This window comes from Mastigocoleus testarum BC008 (assembly GCF_001456025.1).
Classification (GTDB): domain Bacteria; phylum Cyanobacteriota; class Cyanobacteriia; order Cyanobacteriales; family Nostocaceae; genus Mastigocoleus; species Mastigocoleus testarum.
This window is the reverse complement of record NZ_LMTZ01000001.1, coordinates 283,525-306,094: the sequence shown is the minus strand read 5'-3', so window position 1 is coordinate 306,094 and position 22,570 is coordinate 283,525. Positions and strand designations below refer to the sequence as shown.

Sequence of the window (22,570 nt, the reverse complement as noted above, 5' to 3'; positions counted from 1 at the left end):
AATACATATATTGGGGTATTTTAAGGATTCCAGCCATTGGACAACAACGGCTTTTCATTTAAATTAAACCAATATTTATCTACTTGGGTTATTAATTCAACTAACTTAGTAAAACCAACAGGTTTAACCAGATAAGAATTAACTCCTAGATCGTAGGCTCGGACAATATCTGGGTTTTCGCGGGAAGCTGTAAGTATAATTACTATAATACGTTTCAGTTCGGGCTGTTGTCGCAACCACTTGAGAACTTCTAAGCCGTGGCGTCGGGGAAGCTTTAAATCTAGCAATATTAAAGTTGGCATCGGGTAGCGTTCGCAATCTGCATAAGGTTCCCCTCTACTAAGATAAGCAATCGCTGCTTCTCCATCGGGGACAATTTCGATGTGATTTTTTAATTTAGCTTGTTTAAATGCTCTTTTAATTAAAAGCACATCATTGGAATTATCTTCCACAAGTAATATTGAGGAAAGGTGGGAACTCATGCTTCCTTGGAACTAGTCTTTTAGACTAGGATTTATTTTAAATTTTTATTACTAATTATTTATTGATAATTTACAAATTCTACAAAAAGTAAAGTTTTTTTTTACCTTTGTGTATGGATCTATCTATTAGAAACTATTCTTTAGGAATAAATACACGATTTGGAGCTTCTATCCAAAAACGGCTACCTTGACCAAGCTCGGATTCTACACCAGCACAACCGCCAAGTCTTTCCATACCTTTACTAACAATCGCTAAACCTATTCCCGTCCCAGGATAAGTTTCACTACCATGTAAGCGTTCAAAAACATGGAATATTTGTTCTTGATGACGTTTGCTAATTCCGATACCTTTATCTTCTACCCAGAGACGGACTTTATTATTGCGTTCTTCGCTCCAGATTCGGATCGCAGGTTGCTTGTGGGGAGCAACAAATTTAATGGCGTTAGAGATCAAATTACTGATTACTTGGGTTAAAACTATACTACTGCCGTAAACTTCTCCTAATGCTTTGCAGACAGTAATTTGTGCTTGTTTTTCTTCAATTTCTGCTTCTAGTGAATCGACTGCTTGTGCAACTATTTGTGATAGTCTAGTAGGACCCAAATGCAAATCAGCTCGACTCAAACGACTATAGGCTAGCAAGTCTTGAATAAGTTTATCCATTTGCCTAGCGGAATCGACTAATCTTTGAGCATATTCAATACCCAAATCATCGAGGTTCTCTGCATAATCTTCTAAGATTGCTGTTGCAAAACCTTCCAATGCTCGTAAGGGCGCTCTGAGATCGTGAGAAACTGTGTAAGTAAAAGCTTCTAACTCTTGATTAACTTCCTCTAATTGCGCAGTGCGTTCGGCTACTCGCTGTTCTAGTTTCTTAGTATAATGCTGTATTTCTTGATAGAGACGAGCCTGATATACTGCGATCGCAACTTGGTCGCAAACTTCACAAGCAATATCTAATTCTTCGTGGGTTAAAACTTGAGAGTCATCTAGCCACAAGTTTAGAGTACCTAGCAAATCATCTCCAATTCGCAAAGGAAAGCTGAGAAAATTATATAGTCCTTCCGAACGTAAATTCTGAATCTGGGATGAAGCGGGTATCATGGAAAGGTTACCCGTTACATAATCATTTTCATCTTGCTGCAATTTCTGAATAATATTTGAAAGTGCCTGCAGTTCTATTTCATAACCCGTACCGGCGATGTGTTCGCCAGTTCCTTTAGTCATTAGTATTTTTGCGGTCTGAGCTTTGATATCGAATGTATTAATAGTTACGCGAGCACAAGGTAATATCTGTCCAAGTTTATGAATCGCAATAGCCGCAATTTCATTTGGTTTTTGTTGTTTTATCACTCCTCGATCCAATTCATGTAAATTTCGCAAACGTTGTATGGATTTGCGTAATGCTGCTTCTAATTGCTTGCGTGAAGTAATGTCTTCTAGCACAGAAATAAAGTATTTAGGTTCACCTATTGCGTTCCTAACCAGAGAAACAGTTAAATTTCCCCAAACGACCCCTCCATATTGGCGGATATAACGCTTTTCAATTGAGTATGAGGGTATTTCACCTCTTAAGGTTTGCTGAAAGCATTCCAAGTCAGCTTTGAGATCGTCGGGATAGGTAACATCCTGAAAAGTTTTTGATAGAAGTTCGGCGCGACTATAGCCGATAATTTCGCAAATTTTCTGGTTGGCTCGTAACCATCTTCCATCGGATGCAATGTGAGCAATACCCACTGCAGCTTGCTCAAAAGTGGCGCGAAATCTTTCCTCACTTTCTCTTAATTCTACTTCTGCTTGCTTCCGCCAAGTATTATCTAACACAAAGAAAAAACCACGAGAACTATTATCTCCAATAGAACAACCACCAATTACTACGGAAACACGACTACCATCTTTACGGAAATATTCTTTTTCAAATGAATTCAGAAAGCCATTAGCTTTTACTTCGGCGATACTGCGATTATCTGCTTCTCGGTATTCTGTTGGGGTAATTTCGCGCCAACTAATTAATCCAGAATGGAATTCTTCAGGTTCATATCCTAAAAGTTTACATAGGGCGGAATTACCATCTATGATTTTTTCACCCGACCACATTCCGATACCAATCATGTTGGATTCAAAGATATGGCGAAAGCGGGCTTCGCTCTCGCGGAGAGCTTTTTCTGATAAGTTACGTTCTCTAATTTCCGTGCGCAACACTTCATTTGTATGCCGTAACTGTGCTGTTCTTTGCTGTACCTGCATTTCCAATTCATCTTGAGCGCAAAGGAGAGCTTCTTCGGTTTGCTTGCGCTCAGTAATATCAACGTTAGCACTGAAGATTTTTACTACTTCACCACGCTCGTCCTTTATTACTTCCCCTCGAGAAAGCACATGTCTGATTGAACCATCAGGACGTCTAACCCGTAATTCTATTTCTTCATAGATACCGTTGAATATTGCTCGTTCGATTAATTCTTTAACTCGGAAGCAATCTTGGGGATGAATCAAAAATAATAGTTCAACATAACTTATTTCCGATTCATTAGGTTCGAGACCACAAATCCGATAAATTTCTTCCGATAGAGTACTTTTATAAGTTGCTACGTCAAATTCCCAAGTCCCCACGCGAGCAACTTTTTGAGCGGCTAATAATTTAGCTTCATTGTCACGAAGTCTCATTTGCACGTCGACAGATTCTGTAATTTCTCGCGCTATCATTAAAGCCGCATTAACATTATTAGCTTTATCTCTTATCGGACTAAATTTCATTTCATAGTAACGTTTCTTAGAATTGGTCGCGATGAATTCTTCTGTAATACTGAAGCTCTCACCACTGAGCGCGCGACCCCAGTACGTAGCAGCTAAGTTTTGTCGTTTGGGAATGTGAGCAAGCAAATCAAGTACGTTTACTCCCAACTGATGTTTTCTAGCAAAAAGTTGCTCAAAGTCTTGCTGCATTCTAGAATTTGCAGCGATAAACTTATATTCAGTATCTATTACAGCGATCGCATCGCTAGTTTCACCTAAATACTTACTAAAAAATTGATGTAAATCAGCTACGCTAATCTCTGTTTCTTGAAAAACCCGATCATTTGGCGCGTCGCTTTCTTGTGTGGGTTGCAAATTCAATGCAGTTGCACTTCGTTTTATTTTGAGTGCAAAATAAAGCAAAGTGCAAATGAACAGAAATAAGTTCGCTACTGTGGTAAGCATCGACATCCTCGAATGGATTTCTCGAAGTTGTTACAAGCAGAAATAAGATTAATTCGTTCTAGATACGAAGGAATCAAACTTCCTGCAAGTGCTCGTACATTAATTCTACGATCGTTGCCAATACCTGGAACATATCTCTTCTTTTCCTGAAAAGATGTGTAATTAATATAAATCTTTAATTGTGGATCTTAAATTTGTGGCGTTAAAGACCGGGTCCGGGGAAAAAACTATGTATTGTAAAGAGTACGTTTTGCAATACTTACAAGTTGAGTACGCCTTATATCATCGCTTTAGAATAATGGAGCGCAATGTAATATAACTCAACTCCAAAAATATTTGTATGGGTCCAACGATCGCTCATCAAGCTTAAATTAAGCACATTGAACCGTAAAATGAGAAAAGATTTTGGGTTTTTTACAAAAATCTTCTTTTTTTCAGATTTTTGTCACAAGATTGTCACTATCGGTGCTTTAAAGTTATATCAAGTCAAACGAAAAACAAAAACCCCCTTCCCTCCCCACATCTACATTAAACGTAGAAGTGGGGGTTTTTTTTTAATTTTTATGAAGTAACTGACTCGAACCCTTGATTTTACAGATTTACAACTACTCAATTCTGATTTATCACTCCTGTAGAGACGTAGCATGCTACGTCTCTACGAATTCTGACTCCTGACTTCTGACTTCTGACTTCTGACTTCTGACTCCTGACTTCTGACTCCTGACTCCTGACTCCTGACTCCTGACTCCTGACTTCTGACNACTCCTGACTTCTTCTTCAAACCAATAAATCATCTACTGCTGCAGTGAAACCTCGAAGTACTCGTTGAGTGTAGATAATTTCACCAGAAGTAAAAACTAGCTGTTGAGATGATGTGGTGACAATAATCCACCGATTTTCTGGGAAGATTAACCATACTTCCTCAGAACCACTGTGCAAGTACATTTGAGCTTTAGCAATTACTTCCTCTGCTAAATCTGTAAGGGAAACAATCTCAGCGATCAACGGAAAACTTTGGGGAAATATATCTGGTTCGCCATAATGTTTTAATAATTGCGGCGTTAGGTAAGCTATAGATGGCTGCCATTCTTCACCGTCAGCAATACATGGTACATCTGTATATACTTGTCCGCGTTGTTGATGGGAATCATTAAAGTTTCGCCAGTGATAGTAAATATTTCCTTGAATACGGCGCTGTTTAAGGGTTATAACCTTAGAATCAACAAATTCTTGATGTACTACCTGAGTAGGATCTAGTTCTTCTTCGAATCCTTCCTCAAGTTGCTCCGAATTAATTTCATTTAATTGATTGAAGTTATCTGAACGATCTAAATTATCTAAATTTTGTATTTCCTCAAGAGGATTGCGCATCCATTTTTCTAAAGAGAATTCTTCGGAAGTTATTGAAGAATTTTTCATGTTTTCTTCTTCTCCTACTAAGGTATAGGGATTAGGAATAGGTTTGATAAACTAAGTATTAAAACTTGGGTTTTAGGTATAATATTTTAATTTTAAAATTTAATATACGTATTTCACCCATTCCCAGCTCTTAGTTTTTAGTCCCCAATCCTTTGTTTCTAGTTCCCGCTCCCCTATTTGTCTTTAGAAATTTATCCCCAGTACTTTCTCTTGAGAACTCGACATTGAGAGTTATATCTTGAGAATTCTATTTTTAAAGATTTCCCATTGTTAATTTAATTTTTTCAACTTGCTTGATAGCTCGCATTTTTTTAAACAGGTTAATTGCTTTATTAAAATCATCTCGACTTTTGGCGATCGCCCCAATTTGTTTGTAAGTTAATGCTCGTTGAAAGTAAGCTTCTGCTAAATCATATCTAGCGCCAATTTCAGCGAAGGCATTAATAGCTTTTTCGTGAAACTCTAGCGCTTTGAAATAGTCTTTTCTATCCCGATATAACTGTGCTAAACCACATTTAGCTTTACTTTTTGCTTGAGTATAGGGATTATCACTATATAATATAATCCGCTCAAGAAGCTTGAAGGATGTTTCAGTTTCTCCCAAACTTTTGTACGTTAGGGATAAATAATATAGCTTATATTCTCTACCCCATGAAGGAATTCCTTCCTCTGGTAAGCGCTTGTAAAGATAATTAGCAATATCATAAGCTTTGCGCCAATTTCCCTGATGTGAATTTAAGTATGCTAAATAAAACAAAGCTGAAGGCGCGTATTTTTCGTAATCATCTTGTTTGGCTATTTTAACTACCCGCAGTAAGGTTTTTTCGGCTGCTTCTAATTCCCACAAACCAATCTGACTCAATCCAATAGTTGATAAACAGTTGACTTCTATGAGTTGTAGTTTATTCAAAGTATCAGTGCTAACGTTTGAGGTACTTTGTAAGTAGTTTTTAAGTAGCTGTTGGGATTTTTCGCAATATTTGATTACGAGATCGAGATTACCTGAAAAAAAACTAATTTTACCTAAAGTACGATAAAGTCTGGCGCTACGATAACCAGGATCGAGTTTATTTATTATATTAACAACTGCTGTTTTCAGTTGTTCGAGTAATCCACGTTTATAAAATGACCTTGCTAAGGATTCTTGGATTCCCCATTGATTGATCCTGGGTTTGATAATGACATCAGCAGCTCGTTCAAAGTCTGCGATTGTTACGTAGTGATGGTAAGCTTGCAAAGCTTTGAGAGCATCAGCTGTATGTTTAATGGTGACTACACTGTTAGTCCAGTAAGTTGCAGCTCGTCGATGAGCTATTTCCCAGTCACTGCTAGTTTGCAACCTGGTAATAGCTTCTGCAAGAATTACTGGGTGTAACCAATGTCTTCCTTTACGGCATTCTACTAAAGACCTGTCACAAAGACGATTTACTACTCTACGACGCTTTGAGAGAGGAACATCCCATAACAAACACAAAAGTCCTTCAATGTTAACAAAAGGTACATCTTCATCTTGATAGCGGTAACAACCCAAGCGATACAACAGACGATATGCTTCGGGATCGATTTTTTCTAAGCGGTTAAACTGACTAACAACTAAGTTTTCTAATTCCTGCTCAATCAATAAATCGTCCTTTGTCGAATTCCAGTAAGCATCAATATTTTTCTCAAAATCAGTTATGACAGCACCGCTAATGATTTTCATTGCTTTGGCGTTACCACCATAAGCTTTGCACATTTCACTCAATGCTGGAGAGTCACTATTAATTTTGCGACTAGAGAAGAATTGCTTCCAAGCTTGACTATCTAAACCTTTGAGAGTGTATGAGTTTACATCGATTCCAGACTCGCATAGACGTTCTCGACTAGTAATCAAGGTTAGTGAGTTGACACTAGGGTCTGCTAATGTTTGCAATAAATAAAAATAAGAACGTCGAGATTTAATTAACCTTCCATGTTTGTCTAAAGCTGACTCGAGGTTATCAATCAGAATACAAATTTTTTTCTCTCCGTTTTGGAGCTTGCGCTTGAGTCTTTGTAAGTTTATCCACAATTCCCGTCCTGGTTCTTCATGAAAATCCCTCCGCAACCATTCTTCTAGTAAGCTTTCTACAGAAATAATGTGATGGGGTTCTGTAGGCATCCATAATACTAAAAAATCAAAGCCGTGAGTTTTGAAGTACCTGCGTGCTAGCTTCGTTTTTCCAATACCCCCTTCACCTTGAATAACAATGATTTTTGCTCCTTGATTAACTAAAACGTTAAGGTGAGCAATTGCGTCTTCACGACCGACAAAATCTGGGTCTAAGGGGATTTTTGGAGTTTGATAACGTTCGACAATATCTTCCCAACTTATGAGTCCTGCTGTTTGGCAGATTCTAATAAAAGTTTCGCGATTAATGGCTTCTCTAGCCCAAAATCGTTTTAAAGTTGCCTTTGAAGTCAATGCAGTTTCGTACCAAATTTTAGCTAATTTATTCCACCCCTTTCTACGTCTAGCTAGATCAACGGTTTCTAAACCCTGTGTAGATGCTTTCACAGAATCAGCCATACTGAACTTGTTGAATAACACACTATTTTTATGTTACATTTGAGCAGTTACTAGTAGGTCATAAATCATCTTTTTCTTTAATTTTTTAAAGAAAATTATGTCGTGCTTTTACGGACGGTAAAGGAAAATTTGTCGTGAAAAGGTGAATTTATACCAAAAATGAGATCTAAGCAGTAAAACGTAAAAAAATATAACAAACTAGTATAAAAAAATATTATACCAAAATGGCTCTGGGGATCGTAAAAATCGCATCAATGATAACTGAGCCCAAGAAATGAGCCAAAAAATGAACCGAACAAGTAATTTTTGTCTGTCACTATTAAATATATGAATGGTTCAAGCTACAAGAACCTTATTCAAATTTGAAAGAGGCTGGAGCGATGAATTCACCAAATTGCGATAATCGTGAATGCGATCGGGGTTATTGTCCATTTATGGCAGATCCTTTAGATGCTTACAGACAAGTGTGTGTGAAATGTGGACAAGATTACTCTTTCCGCAAGTATAGACTTAATACTTTTTTACTATTGGGAGCGTTGATTAGTTGCATAATATTATTAGTGAATAATCATTCTCAAATAACCGAACCGCAACGCGAAATGCAACCCGCGATTCAAGAACTACAATCAATTTCTTAGAGTCAGTAAACTTGATTTAAGTAGCCTTAATTTAAACCGCTTCGAGTTCTAGCTAATCTAAGTAAGTAAAGTAAACCTAAAGAGCTAAAATTCAGGTTTAAAGAGCATTCATTCCTATTTTCTGGCTTCTGTTAGCAAAATGATGCAGCGCAGTTTTGGGGGTTTCCCCTATGAGTAATACTAAGTCCGGGTTAATTATCCCTTTTCAGAATCAGAGAGGGAAGTGTGGGAAGTGTGGGAGAAAATCCCAAAAGATATAAAGAAAGGGGTTTTAAAAATCGGATTTGGTATAACTGCATAAAGAAGCGGTGCGCTACCGCGCACAATTCAGAATTCTAACTTCTGACTCCTGTCTCTTAAATTCTGCGATAAGAGTAATAATTCAGCTTAATACAGGAAATTATCGCGATTTTAATTAGAAACTCAGGGTCTATCGAATACTCATCTATCTTGAAATAGAATCATGAAAACTAGCACTAGCGAACATAGCTTTTTTTTCATATGGACTTCCAGATTTCTCAAATATTTCCTTCTTGGAAGTGTTGGTTTTGCAATTTCCTATGTAATTGCTGCAGGCTTTAGTGTTCCGCTCACTTCCGTTCCAATATTTTGGTTCTTGATAAACTTGTTCTGGCGTTTGGGAATTACAATTCTCTTACTGATGGGAATTGCAATCCTGTTTGAATCTTGTCGTTAATAATGACAAACAAGAACAGAATTAAATCCTAATTGTCAACTTCTCAATTTTTTAAGCTTTCAACTTCTCAAAGTCTCAATTTCTCAAAGTCTAAATTTCTTAAAGTCTAAAATTCTCAAACTGTCAACTTCTCAATTTCTCAAAGTCTAAAATTCTCAAATTCTAAAATTTTCAAACTGTCAACTTCTCAATTTCTCAAAGTCTAAAATTCTCAAATTCTAAAATTTTCAAACTGTCAACTTCTCAATTTCTCAAAGTCTAAAATTCTCAAATTCTAAAATTTTCAAACTGTCAACTTCTCAATTTCTCAAAGTCTAAAATTCTCAAATTCTAAAATTTTCAAACTGTCAACTTCTCAATTTCTCAAAGTCTAAAATTCTCAAATTCTAAAATTTTCAAACTGTCAACTTCTCAATTTCTCAAAGTCTAAAATTCTCAAATTCTAAAATTTTCAAACTGTCAACTTCTCAATTTCTCAAAGTCTAAAATTCTCAAATTCTAAAATTTTCAAACTGTCAACTTCTCAATTTCTCAAAGTCTAAAATTCTCAAATTCTAAAATTTTCAAACTGTCAACTTCTCAATTTCTCAAAGTCTAAAATTCTCAAATTCTAAAATTTTCAAACTGTCAACTTCTCAATTTCTCAAAGTCTAAAATTCTCAAATTCTAAAATTTTCAAACTGTCAACTTCTCAATTTCTCAAAGTCTAAAATTCTCAAATTCTAAAATTTTCAAACTGTCAACTTCTCAATTTCTCAAAGTCTAAAATTCTCAAAGTCTCAATTTCTCAAAGTCTTAATTTCCCAAAGTCTAACTTTTTCAAACTGTCAACTTCTCAATTTCTCCAATTCTAAAATTCTCAAACTTTTGAAATCTTGAACGATCAAAGCCTCCAAGTCTCAAAGTCTCAAATCAAAATCAACAGATTTTAGCTTGCTCTTACCATAAATGCTGAAAAACAAACAGCATTGGTTTGAGCAACAAGAATGGACACATGGTACTAGCGTACTGGAAATGAATGATTAATGAATATGCATATCAGAGAAAATTTTAGTTTATTGAAATCATTATTAAAATTTCTATAGCTAGAGGCGTTCGATTGAACGCCTCTAATATATTTATGTATGTAATGTTAATTTAAATTTAACTCACTGGTAAATCCTCTATATTTGTGCTAGGAGTGCGTATATCTTCAACTAAAGCCTGAATTTCTGCTGGTGGTTCTGGAGTGAAACGGGAAACAACCACAGTTACAAGCAAGTTAATTACCATACCAACCGTACCTATACCTTCGGCTGAAACTCCGAAAAACCAAGGTGACATACCGCCAAATTTAACACCAATAATATAAGTTGCAGTGAAAATTAAACCTGCAAGCATTCCAGCGATCGCACCTTCTTTGTTGGTACGCTTATCAAAAATTCCCAACACTATTACTGGGAAGAAACTAGCTGCAGCTAAACCAAAAGCAAAAGCAACAACTTGAGCCACAAAGCCAGGAGGATTGATCCCAAAGTACCCAGCCACAATTAAGGATAGTCCAATCGTGATTCTACCTACAAGCAAACGTTTAGCTTCCGAAGCACCTGGATTTATCATCCGATAATAAACATCATGGGCGATAGAACTAGAAATCACTAAGAGTAAACCCGATGCTGTGGATAATGCTGCAGCTAGACCTCCTGCTGCAACCAGAGCTACGACCCAGGGAGGTAATTGAGCGACCTCAGGAGTAGAAAGTACAATAATATCTCGGTGAACATCAAGTTCGTTTGTTTGTTTGTCTGGGGTGAATTGAAGACGTCCATCGCCATTTTTATCCTCAAATTTGAGTAATTCGACGTTTTCCCATTTGTTTACCCAGTCTAGTTTGCGTACCTCTTCAATGGTACGGTTATTCAAAGAATCAATTAAGTTGTAGCGGGCAAACATTGAAAGAGCTGGGGCAGTAGTATAAAGAATGGCAATAAATAATAACGCCCATGCTGCTGAATAGCGTGCCGAACGAGCATCAGGAACCGTGTAAAACCTGACTATTACATGGGGCAAACCTGCCGTTCCCACCATTAAAGCAATAGTGATAAACAAAACATCCAACATAGATTTGTTGGTGAAAGGACTAGTGTAAGCACCAAAACCAAGGCTTTCGTGAATACCATTGAGGTCTTGAGCAATATTACTAAAAGTAAATCCCAGTTGGGGGATGGGGTTTCCGGTAAGTTTCCAAGAGATTGCAAATGCTGGGATCAAATAAGCAACAATTAAAACAAAATATTGGGCAACTTGCGTCCAAGTAATACCTTTCATCCCACCCAAAATTGAGAAAAAGCCGACAATTACCATACCGATAACTACACCCCTGGTAATATCAACTTGTAAGAAGCGGCTTAAAACAATTCCTACCCCTTGCATTTGTCCAGCAATATAGGTAAGAGAAACAAAAATAGCCGCCACAACGGCGACTAAACGAGCAACTTGAGAATAATAGCGATCGCCAACAAAGTCTGGAACTGTATATTTACCAAATTTGCGCAAGTAGGGAGCAAGCAACAGTGCTAATAGTACATAGCCTCCAGTCCAACCCATTAAGTAAATCGAACCGTCGTAACCTAAAAAAGAAATTAGCCCCGCCATGGAAATAAACGAAGCTGCGGACATCCAGTCAGCTGCTGTTGCTGCACCATTTGCAATTGCTGGTACCCCTTGTCCAGCGACAAAAAAACCTTTACTGTCTTTAACCCGCGATCTCCATCCAATGTAGAGGTACAGCAAAAAGGAAATTGCAACAAATAAAATCGTCCAAAATTCAACAGTCACTTTTCCTTATCTCCGGATATTATGTTTGCGGTCTAATTTATCCATTTGGAAGGCGTATATAAAAATTAACATCACAAATATTACAATTGAACCTTGCTGTGCCATCCAAAAACCGAAAGGTAGTCCAAAGAAAGAAATATTATTTAATTGTTCTACCAGCAAAATACTAAGAAGTAAGGAGACAATACCCCAAACTATTAAAAGATTGCGAATTAAAGCTGTATTTTTACGCCAATAAGAGCGGAGATTGTTTTTATTCATTGTTTTTTGTTGATAATTGGTAATGAGTAATAAGTAATGAGTAATAAGTAATGAGTAATGAGTAATGAGTAAATTTTTGCTCCTAACTCCTGACTCCTGACTCCTGACTCCTGACTCCTGACTCCTGACCCCTGACTTCTGACTCCTGACTTCTGACTTCTGACTCCTTACTTCTGAATTCTGACTCCTTACTTCTCAAATCACCGCAGGTTGTAACATTCCAATAGTTCCAGTATTGGCATCAATTTCTACTTCCAAACCTATGGGTAATGTAAGTATAGTTTCAATATGACCGATAGTTGCGCCAAACCAAGCTGGAATTTTCAATGGTTTAATGTGGTCTTGGATGACTTCTTCTAAAGTTAAAGAACCGTAGCCGTCACCAGGGTTACAACTACTACATTGTCCGAAAATAAAACCTGCAAGTTGGTCGAAAACACCTGCTAATTTTAAATGAGTCATCATTCGATCTATGCGATAAATATTTTCTTGGACGTCTTCTAAAAATAAAATTGCACCTTTAAAATCCGGTAGATAAGGCGAACCAACTAAAGCAGAAAGTACGGAAAGATTTCCACCAAAGAGCTTTCCTTTGGCTTTACCTGGAGTAATTGTTTGTATGCGGTACTTTACTTGCATTAAACGGTCGGAATCAGCAGCAGATTTCAAATTTGCAAAAGTTAAATCTTCACCTTTAAATAGAAGCCGACGAAAATATTCTGTTTGGGTCGAATTCCAAGAAGTTAAGCCATTGGGACCATGAAAAGTTACCAGGTTAGTTTTTGCATTGATTGCCAGAATTAAAGCCGTTAAATCGCTAAAACCAAGCAAAATCTTCGGATTTTTGCGAATCAATTCATAATCTAAATAAGGTAAAAGCCGACTACAGCCCCACCCCCCACGTATTGGTAAAATTGCAGCTATTGTGCGATCGCGAAAAAATTCATTGATATCAGATGCGCGCTGTCGATCTGTTCCTGCAAGGTAACCATATCTTTTCATGACATGGGGTGCTATACGGGGGACAAGACCTAAAGCTTTAACTACGTCTCGAACAATATCTAAATCTTCTTTGAGAAATATTGCACTAGCAGGACTAACAATTCCTACAACGGAGCCAGGTTTTAAACGTTTAGGTTTTAAAGGCGAACTTAAGGTAGGCGAACCTACTGCATCCGCCGACTGTAAGTAAGAAGATAAAATACAAGTAGTGGTAGCGGCAACTGAACCAACTATAAAATTTCGACGGTCGATCATTTGATATTATGCTGCTAGGCAAGGGTGTAATGTTTTTCACCATGGAGCAATAGTACTCAAAATCTCAACCAAAGGCGATACATTGAAAGATTTTGTGATTATTGGGGATTATTAGTGATGGGTAATAAGTAATGAGTAATGTTAGCGCAAGCGGGGCGCGCAAGCGCACAGTAATGAGTAAGGTAACAGGTAAAATGAGAGCGAGCGAGATTTTGTAAACTCTGCAGTTAAGTTATATTTAAGATTGCTAGCAAAATATTTGAAGCATTTTTATTCGGCTTATATCCTACACTAAATTAAAAGTTATGGTGTGGGATATAAGCCTTTCCAGCTAAGCTTTTGTCTGTACAAAAAAATATATAACTCCAACTTTAACGTATCTCATATCATTTATCTGGAGGCGATATTAAAATGACCTGAGTTAAGAATGACACTTTATCTCACCTCCAGGGATACAAGCTTTGTTTGATTATAATGTTTGACGCAGCCATTTCAGAATCGCTCTAGCAATAGCTTCTCCTCCACGAGTACTCCAATCTTTGGTGTTGGGAACTGGTACGTGGATAAAGTACAATTCTGCTAGTACTGACACTCTGACATTTGTATCCTCAGCACCATTCAAGACACTTAATTTTTCGCGAGAATTTCTACCATTAGCAATGCGATCGCGAATTCCGAGTTCCTTCGCAATTTCCGCACTCATCAGGGATGATAGCTCTAAATCTTCAATATCTCCTTTAATGTGGTGTACGAGAACTTCTGCTCCCTGAGCATTTTCATCAGCGCTGTTATGGTGGATAGAACAAAAAACATCGTAATCAGCAGCAACTTTACCTATATCGTAAAGACCCTTACCGTTAATTCCACCAAAATCTGTAATTACACAAGGTACTCCCGCTTCGTCAAGTAGACTTTTAGCAGCTTTAGCAGCTATCCAATTCAAATCATATTCATATACACCATTAACTCCAACTGCTCCTGGTTCCCATGTTTTGGGATTCTTACCATGTCCTACTTCGAGTATCACACCTTTTTTCTTCCAAATAGGTTTTTCCATAAGTGAAGAATCGGCATTTTCTAAAAGTTTTTGAGCGTGTGGAATCAGCTTCAAAACTTTACTGATATATTTTTCTTTTCTGAGTCTTGAAAATTCTGTTCCGTCAAATGGTCCATCGATATAACCTGCAAAAGCAATGAAACGAATGAAGTCTTCAGGGGTTGCACTATTATTACGCCAACCCGAATAGACTGGTCTATCAATAAAAATCCAATAACCTTTAACTGCATCTTCTAATGTTGCAAACTTGCAATAAATATCTATTCCATCATGAGCTTTATATTCAACTGGTAAAGCAATGTGAATCTCCTGACGATACTTCATTCCGAATGGGTTAGCGTGTAATTTGAATAATTCTGATTTACCCCAACCGGATTCCAAGATAGCTTGAGCCAATTGAGCTACCTTGAGATGTGCAAACTCTATATTTGTAGAGGCTAAAACTTTTACAAAATCATTCCATTTAAACATTTGATATTCCTCAATAAAGTAACAAAATTAATCAATAAATCAACCGGCTTCCGATTACTCCAATAACCTAGAATTACCGGGTAAAAGTAAGCTCCTGTTGTAGAGATGTTGTGTATAACATCTCTACAGAATTTTGGGAGAAATGAACTACGAACAGCAAAAGATTATTTGAGTAAATCATCTCCTGCAATAATGGTTGTCATAAACTTATAGTTACGATTGCTTTGATAGCGCCAGTCTTGTTTAATCAATCTCATGAAATCACGATGACCCTTGCGAGTACGCCCTACTAAACAGCCAGCACTGGCATAGCTGATATTGTTACGGGGATAGTCATATCCATAGTGCTGATTGATGTAAAAAGAACCAGTATGTAGCTTGTCACCTGTGCGAATCATGTCTTTATTAAAGTCTCTGTGAACAGTAATATCAGACACCTGAATGAGTGCTTCATGGGGTTCAGCATTACCGTGAGTTCCCACTCGCCATGCTTTGTATTGTCCAAATTTGATTCTGGCTGCACCCTTGGAATTCATTGGATTATAGGTATAGTATTTGCCAGGTTCGGTTGTTGCTTCCCAAATGCTGATAATTTTGGGAGTTCTACTGACCACTTGAATAACTAGTCGTAAATCGTTGAAGCTATTAGGTCTATCAGAATTAAGCGTTCCATCTGGATTCATTCCTTCAACATAGATAATGTTGTATTCACCAGTTTTTCTATCAACGTGATAGCCTTTTGCTAACATATACTTAATAATGCGACTAGCCAAATCTTTATTCAGGTTTAGTTCTCTTTGTGGTAACTCATCAGGGTGTGTTTCAATTAGTTTTTTAGCGGTATCGGGTCCCAAAAATCCCGATTCGTTGCACTTCATTAATTCTTGAAATTCTCGAAGTGCTGATGCAGATATTGGTCCAAATTTACCATCTGCTGGAGGTGCAAGAAGTTTGTGCCAAATCAGAATTTCTTGAATATGCTTGGCTAATTCTTTATCGGCTGCTACTGTTTCCAGACCGTATTCTAGTTTTTGACTATAGAATTCTTGTAGTTTCATTGTTTTTTGCTTTAATTATTTTTTGGTTTAATGAAGTTAACAAATTTTGAGGTTTGATAATCAGTGGGATAAATTTGTTTTTAGGGAAAGAAATAATTACCATTTCATGCTTTAACTTTTCCCTGTTGTTATTATTTATAGGACTTACGCAAAATTAACGTAATTGCGTCATTACGTTAGCGCAGCGTTTCCTTTAGGAAAAGCGATAGCGACGTAATCGCAAAAACTCTGAGATTGCTTTCCTACACTGTGTTTCGGTCGCAATGACAAATCTATGTCCTACGGACACGCTGTGCTAACGTTGCGTAAGTCCTGATTTAAATTTTGGAATTTCAACAGGGAAATTTAATTTGATAATTATGTATTTGCTTCTAGTTCCTTTCTTCCCGCTGCTGCGATAGATTCTAGAACTTCGCACATTGCTTCTAAATCATCTACTTGACCATCAACTAAATCGAAGGCAATTAACATCAATTCTCTACGAAGTTTACGAGATATTTTCATGGTGATACTCCGTTCATATTAATAAGAAAATATATTTGCGTCATCAAGTAATTGGATAAAACATGAGTTATAAAAGAAAATCATGTTTGTTTAACTTGCTGACATTTTTATGATGATTTATATTTCATGAATCAACCAGATACAGTTCTATCTCAGTTTTTAAATCACTAGAAACAGTTTGATAAATAATAATGAGCTAATACTGGGCTAATACTGAGAAAAATTGGTATAAAAAATAATTGTTTTTCGGGTTATACTTTTTAGGTAAACAAGTTATTTAAAGTAGGGAAGTACACAGTGCTTACTCTGAAAGCTTCTCCGAAAGGATTAGCAAAAATTAAGAAGGCTAGAGAGAAAAAAGGATGGACAATTGAAAATCCCCAGTGGCTTGTTGCAGCAAGTAAATTATTACAACCAGAGATTAAATGGGAAGAGTTCGGTCCTTATGCTGATGGAGTGTCTCGTGCTACTTTTAAACGGTTTTTGCAAGGAAAAGAATATATAAAGTTAGACGCTTTCAAAGCTTTTTGTCAGGTACTAGGATTAGATTGGGAAGAAGTTACTGAATTAGAAATTGAGAATACTGAATCTTCTCCTTTTTACGTGATTCGAGAACCTTACGAATCCCAATGTTATGAAGAGATAAAAAAACCTGGAGCTTTAATACGTATCAAAGCACCTGAGCAGATGGGTAAAACCCTATTGCTAGAAAGAATTCTTGATACTGCTAGAGAGGAAGGTTATCAAGCAAGAAAATTAGATTTCCAGCAAGCAGATAGTCAAATATTGAGTGATTATCAAGATTTTTTACAATGGTTTTGCGTTAATTTAACCGACATATTTGACCTAGAAGACCATTTAGACGAGTATTGGAAACCTAGGTATGGAATTAACAGAAACTGTACTCGTTACTTTCAGAAATATATACTGACAGAAATTCAAAATCCCCTAGTGCTGGGATTAGATAATTTGGATGTGGTATTTGAGCAACCAGCAATATTTACTGATTTTTGTCGTTTATTAAGAGCTTGGAACGACCAAAGTAAGCAAAGTGACCATATTGGTGAACTTTGGAAAAAAATGCGGTTGGTACTTGTACATTCTACGGAAGTATATGGTGGGATGGATATTAACTCTTCTCCCTTAGCTGGTGTGGGTTTACCTTTTGAGTTATTGGAATTTACCCCAGAACAAGTACGTTATTTAGCAAAGCAATACGAGTTGCATTGGGATGTATCTGTTGTTGAAGATTTGACAGCAATGTTGGGAGGACATCCAGCGTTAATATGCAGAGCTTTTGATTCTGTTAAAAATCAAAATTTGACCCTTGAAAAACTATTAACAATGGCTCCTACAGACGGGGGAATATTTCAAAATCATTTAGGAAAACATTTCCAAACTTTAAGAAAATATCCCCAACTTGCAAATGCATTATTAATGAGCGTAAATTCATCAAAACCTGTAGATATAGCTCCGGAACTAGCGTTTAAGTTACACAAAATGGGGTTAGTAAAACTACAAGGGAATTATGTCACACCACGCTGTAATTTATATCGTCAATATTTCAGCAGTCGTTTAACTTTGTCTTAAAAGATTTAAGTTTATTTATCAACACTACAATCAAAAAATTTTAGGTATGGCTTACGAATATAGATTTTCGGGGACTTTACCAGAAGATTCTTCTACTTATATTAAAAGACCAGCAGACGATAACCTTTATAAAAGTCTCAAAGCAGGAAAATTTTGTTATGTCTTGAATTCACGTCAGACAGGTAAATCAAGTTTGCGCGTACAGACAATGCGTAGACTACAAAAAGATGAAATAATTTGTGTCAGCATAGACCTTTCCATGTTTGATACTTATTTTTCTTCACCAGAACAATGGTATGCTGATTTTATTGATACTTTGATAGAAAAAGTTAATTTAGATTTTGATTTAGATACTTGGTTAGATGAACAAAAAAATATTTCTCCCATTAGACAACTAAGTAAGTTTATTGAAGGGATATTGCTACAAATAATAAATCAAAATATTGTAATTTTTATCGATGAAATTGATAGTATTCTTAGTTTAAAATTTCCCTGCGATGACTTTTTCGCTTTTATCCGTGGATGCTATAACCTGCGTGCAGATAATCCGATTTATAATCGTCTAACTTTTTGTTTGCTAGGAGTTGCAACACCCAGAGATTTGATTGCGGATAGAAAACGTACACCATTTAATATTGGCCAAGCAATTGAATTGACTCCTTTTAGTTTAGAAGAAGTTACTTCTTCATCTTTAATTAAAGGATTGTTAGGAAAAGTAGAGAATCCAAAAGCAGTATTAAAACAAATATGGTACTGGACAAATGGTCAGCCATTTTTGACACAAAAATTATGTAATTTGATTGTCAATAATATTTCTGATAATAGTGGAATTTTAGAGGAACATAGAGTGAGTGAAATTATCAATAATTTGATTATTGATAATTGGGAGTATCAAGACGAACCAGAACATTTAAGAACTATTAGAGACAGGATTTTGAAAGATGAAAGCTCTTCTAGTATATTGCTAGGAATTTATCAAAGAATTTTACAAAATGGAGAAGTTGCAAGAAATAATAGTCCCGAACAATTTGAATTATGTTTATCGGGGTTAGTTATTAAATGTAATGGTAGTTTGAAAATTTATAATCGTATTTATAAACATATTTTTAATTTGAGTTGGGTTGATAAGCAATTAGCAAATCTCAGACCTTATTCAGAATCTTTTAATAGATGGTTAGCATCGGGTTACAAAGATGAATCCCGCTTATTAAGAGGACAAGCGTTGCAGGTTGCTTTAAATTGGTCAAGAAATAAAAATCTTAGCATCATTGACTATAAGTTTTTAGCAGCAAGCCAAGCATACGAAAACAAAGAAGTAAAAGAAGCAGGAAAAAAAGCTCAAGAAGTTTTGCTACAAGCAAATAAAAAAGCTAATCGACGGAGTAAAATTGGAGTTCTATTTTTATCTTTTTCCATAATGATTTCTGCTTTATTTGTCAACTCAGCAGAACAAAATAGAAAAGCAATCCTTGAGTTCAACACTATACAATCATTAGGAAATCTTGCGTCACATTTATTCGCTTATCGGCAAATAGAAGCTTTGAAATCTGCTATACAAGCTGGGGACAAATTACAAAAACTAACCAAAGATATTCATTCCTTTGAGAGTTATCCAGTTAGTAGTCCTATTTCAGCTTTACAACATATATTAGATAATATTCAGGAACGCAATCAATTAAAACATCAAGAGAATACAGGGGAAGTAAACAGCGTCAGCATTAGTCCTAATGGCAAATATATTGTTACTGCTTCTACAGACACAACTGCTCAGTTATGGGATAGAAATGGTAAAAAATTAGCTCTACTTAAACATAAAGAAAAAGAAGGTGTAGTGTTTAGAGCCAATTTTAGTCCTGATAACAAATACATTATTACTGCTTCTACTGATACAACGGCTAAAATATGGGACTTATTTGGTAGTGAAATTGGGACACTCAAACATGAGCAAAATTATAAAGTAAGCAGAGCTATTTTTAGTCCTGATGGTAAACGCATTGTTACTGTCTCATATGAGAATAAATACGACTATGAATCAACCTATAAAATTACCTCCTGGAATTCACAGAATTATAAAAAAAAATCGTCACTTTCACTTCTACAGAAAAAAGATGAACAAATAAAGGTAATTGACGTTGTATTTCCCCTTAATCGATTAGTAATTGTCACAACTTCAAAAAAAGGTAATGTTCAATTATTAGATGAGCAAGGTAAACTTATCCAAGAATTAATTGGTCATAAAGATGAAGTTAAAAGTGTTGATTTTAGTAAAAATAGTCAGTTAATTGCAACTGCATCTGGGGATAAAACTGTTCGTCTATGGAAGTGGGATCCAAACCGGAAATTACAAAAGGATTTTATTCAAGAATTGGAAGGACATACTAGTATAGTTAATGGTGTTTCCTTTAGTCGCAATGGTCAGTACATTGCTACAGCTTCCAGTGACAATACCGTTCGCTTATGGAAGAAAGATGATGATCAGGAATTATATACGAGTAAAGAAGTATTAAGAGGACATACAAAATGGGTATATGGTGTTGTCTTTACACCTGATAACAAACATATTATTAGTGCATCACATGACACGACTGCAAGAATATGGGAATTATTTAAAAATAAGCCAAAAAATATTTTCCAAAAGATTGACAGTCAAATATTTACTGTTGCTTTTGGTGGTCCCAATGGAGAAATAATTGCTACTGGATCAGCTAATGGTAAAGTCTACTTATGGAATAAAAATAGGAAGTTGATTAGGGAATGGCAAATTCCAGAATCGCCAATGACAAAAAAAACGCCATCAGTTTACACCATTGCTTTTAGTCCTGATGGAAATCAAATTGCTACCGGTTCAAGCGATAGTAAGATTCGTTTATGGGACTTAGAAGGGAAATTGGTTAAAGTCTTAAATGGTCATGATAACCAAGTTTTGAGTATTGCATTTAGTCCTGATGGAAAAAGAATTGTAACTGGTTCTAGGGATAATAATATTCATTTATGGGATAACAACGGTAATCTCCTCAAACAAATAAAAAAACATACAGACTGGGTAGAAAGTGTTGCATTTAGTCCTGATGGAAAACAATTTATAACTAGTTCTCGCGATAAAACTGCTCATTTGTGGAATAAAGATGGTGAATTTATCAAAGTATTAGAAGGATACAAAGACTGGGTAGTAAGTCTAGCGTTTAGTCCTGATGGAAACTACATCGCTGCAGCTTCCCGCGATGGTAATATCCGTTTGTGGGATAAGAATGGTAAATTTATCAAAGCATTAGAAATCTACCAATATGGCATTAAAGATATTGCTTTCATTCCTAATAACGGACAGTTACTTGCAGTAGCTTATTATGATGGCACCGTTCGCTTGTGGGATAAAGACAGTAATTTTATGCGACAAGAATTGGTAGGACATGGTGACCAGATACATAGTATTGCATTTAGTCCTGACGGTAAACAAATCGTTACTGGTTCCCGTGATGGTACTGCTCGTCTGTGGTCTGTGGTTAGTTTAGAGCAACTAATTAATGATGGTTGTATTTGGCTTCAAGATTATTTTGTTACCCACCCTGAAGAATTGAAAAGACTTAAAGTTTGCCATCAATATATTAAATAAAATTTAATGGACTTACAAAAAAAAAGACATTTGCAAGAATGATTATCATTATTTGGGTTAATTGTCTACTGAATGTCCTTTAAATTGGTTGCTTAACTGGAATAATTGAAACGTATACTTTCCTGAGAAGTTGTCGCCTTTCATGTCCTGATACGGTTTGCTAGGTTGCATGAATTGATGCACCTTCAAAAGAAATAGCGATTTTATTAATTACCAATTACAAACAACAATAAATCGAGATTTCTCTAAACTTAATTTATATTTGATGACAAACTATTTCGAATACGGTTGGTAATTAAGTACTTTCTTGGTAAGAATAGAGAATGGGTAGCTTTGGATAAGCAAATAAGTCCAAATATTTTAATTTTTAACATTTATGCTGAATGTTTGTCTTCAATTCACTGTTTGCTTGCCTTGCTACTCTTACCGGCGATGTCCTGTTTTACCTCATACCCTTGTCATTCGCCGGACTTTTAGTTTAATCTCGAACCAATGGTGTAGCAATAGGTGCTGCTATGTCTGATTTTCATGCTTCTAAAGAAAAAGATCGATCTTTGGAGCAAGCTCTAACGAATAAAATCATTGATGACTATTTTGAGCATTCGGAAAGTTGGCTTCGGGCTATCTTAAGAATGTGTTTTTTTTCTCTAGCTCATTTAAAAGCAGAACCGGTATTCGTGGTCGAATGTCCTAATCAAGCAGTTGCAAAACGACTGAGTCGAAAAACTTATCCTTTTCGCGGAATTGTCTACTACTTGACTGATGACTTCGATGCTGATGACCGTTGTTTATTTTGCTATAAAGACCCAAGCAAGGAAACTTGGAAATGTTTCGATACCAGTGCAAACACCTGGAAAACTCTGACTAATCTGCAAGCATCTAAAGCTCAAACTGATGGATGATAACCCATCCTTTTACTGTTTTGACCGATAGCTAATCAAAAATTTATGAAGTTTTGGAGT

Annotated in this window: 15 protein-coding genes; 5 read left to right on the top strand and 10 right to left on the bottom strand. The window is 36.1% G+C overall.

The window, feature by feature from the left end:
- Window positions 1-20: 20 nt before the first annotated feature.
- From BC008_RS01045 to BC008_RS01030, 4 genes are all read right to left on the bottom strand, one after another.
- Entirely contained in the window at window positions 21-482 is a 462-nt protein-coding gene (locus tag BC008_RS01045; protein ID WP_027845384.1) for a response regulator, read from the bottom strand.
- A 133-nt stretch (window positions 483-615) separates the two neighbouring features.
- Window positions 616-3,681 carry a PAS domain S-box protein gene (locus tag BC008_RS01040; protein WP_058182961.1) on the bottom strand — a complete coding sequence of 1,022 codons (3,066 nt, stop codon included), beginning with the start codon at window positions 3,679-3,681 and terminating at the stop codon, window positions 616-618.
- Window positions 3,682-4,458: 777 nt separating this feature from the next.
- A complete protein-coding gene (locus BC008_RS01035) occupies window positions 4,459-5,100 on the bottom strand; it encodes a Uma2 family endonuclease (RefSeq protein WP_027846559.1) in 642 nt (213 codons plus the stop codon).
- Between the two features lie 253 nt (window positions 5,101-5,353).
- Window positions 5,354-7,648 (bottom strand): tetratricopeptide repeat protein, encoded by a 2,295-nt coding sequence (locus BC008_RS01030; RefSeq protein WP_027846560.1) that lies wholly within the window; start codon window positions 7,646-7,648, stop codon window positions 5,354-5,356.
- A gap of 380 nt (window positions 7,649-8,028) precedes the next feature.
- Between BC008_RS01030 and BC008_RS01025 the strand changes: the two genes are divergently transcribed.
- Window positions 8,029-8,286 carry a hypothetical protein gene (locus BC008_RS01025; protein ID WP_058182960.1) on the top strand — a complete coding sequence of 86 codons (258 nt, stop codon included), beginning with the start codon at window positions 8,029-8,031 and terminating at the stop codon, window positions 8,284-8,286.
- Between the two features lie 463 nt (window positions 8,287-8,749).
- The gene (locus tag BC008_RS01020) at window positions 8,750-8,983 is read left to right on the top strand and encodes a hypothetical protein (RefSeq protein ID WP_058182959.1); all 234 of its coding nucleotides are present in this window, start codon (window positions 8,750-8,752) and stop codon (window positions 8,981-8,983) included.
- 1,143 nt (window positions 8,984-10,126) lie between these two features.
- On the opposite strand, the gene BC008_RS01015 is transcribed toward BC008_RS01020, so the two are convergent.
- From BC008_RS01015 to BC008_RS49215, 6 genes are all read right to left on the bottom strand, one after another.
- Window positions 10,127-11,800, bottom strand: coding sequence for a sodium:solute symporter family protein (locus BC008_RS01015; protein ID WP_027846910.1), 1,674 nt, complete (start codon window positions 11,798-11,800; stop codon window positions 10,127-10,129).
- A 6-nt stretch (window positions 11,801-11,806) separates the two neighbouring features.
- Window positions 11,807-12,061 (bottom strand): DUF4212 domain-containing protein, encoded by a 255-nt coding sequence (locus BC008_RS01010; RefSeq protein ID WP_027846909.1) that lies wholly within the window; start codon window positions 12,059-12,061, stop codon window positions 11,807-11,809.
- A gap of 195 nt (window positions 12,062-12,256) precedes the next feature.
- Window positions 12,257-13,318 (bottom strand): S66 peptidase family protein, encoded by a 1,062-nt coding sequence (locus tag BC008_RS01005; protein ID WP_027842901.1) that lies wholly within the window; start codon window positions 13,316-13,318, stop codon window positions 12,257-12,259.
- A 469-nt stretch (window positions 13,319-13,787) separates the two neighbouring features.
- The gene (locus tag BC008_RS01000) at window positions 13,788-14,846 is read right to left on the bottom strand and encodes an N-acetylmuramoyl-L-alanine amidase (protein WP_027842902.1); all 1,059 of its coding nucleotides are present in this window, start codon (window positions 14,844-14,846) and stop codon (window positions 13,788-13,790) included.
- A gap of 164 nt (window positions 14,847-15,010) precedes the next feature.
- On the bottom strand, window positions 15,011-15,904 hold the full coding sequence (locus BC008_RS00995; RefSeq protein WP_027842903.1) for a peptidoglycan-binding domain-containing protein: 894 nt from the start codon (window positions 15,902-15,904) through the stop codon (window positions 15,011-15,013).
- Between the two features lie 357 nt (window positions 15,905-16,261).
- Window positions 16,262-16,408: a hypothetical protein gene (locus tag BC008_RS49215; protein ID WP_161938060.1), complete on the bottom strand. Its 147-nt coding sequence runs from the start codon at window positions 16,406-16,408 to the stop codon at window positions 16,262-16,264.
- A gap of 297 nt (window positions 16,409-16,705) precedes the next feature.
- Between BC008_RS49215 and BC008_RS00990 the strand changes: the two genes are divergently transcribed.
- The 3 genes from BC008_RS00990 to BC008_RS00980 all read left to right on the top strand — a co-directional run bounded on the left by BC008_RS00990 (window position 16,706) and on the right by BC008_RS00980 (window position 22,510).
- Window positions 16,706-17,998 (top strand): AAA-like domain-containing protein, encoded by a 1,293-nt coding sequence (locus BC008_RS00990; protein ID WP_058182958.1) that lies wholly within the window; start codon window positions 16,706-16,708, stop codon window positions 17,996-17,998.
- Window positions 17,999-18,044: 46 nt separating this feature from the next.
- The gene (locus BC008_RS00985) at window positions 18,045-21,608 is read left to right on the top strand and encodes a WD40 domain-containing protein (RefSeq protein WP_027842904.1); all 3,564 of its coding nucleotides are present in this window, start codon (window positions 18,045-18,047) and stop codon (window positions 21,606-21,608) included.
- A 515-nt stretch (window positions 21,609-22,123) separates the two neighbouring features.
- Window positions 22,124-22,510: a hypothetical protein gene (locus tag BC008_RS00980; protein ID WP_027842905.1), complete on the top strand. Its 387-nt coding sequence runs from the start codon at window positions 22,124-22,126 to the stop codon at window positions 22,508-22,510.
- Window positions 22,511-22,570 lie beyond the last annotated feature (60 nt).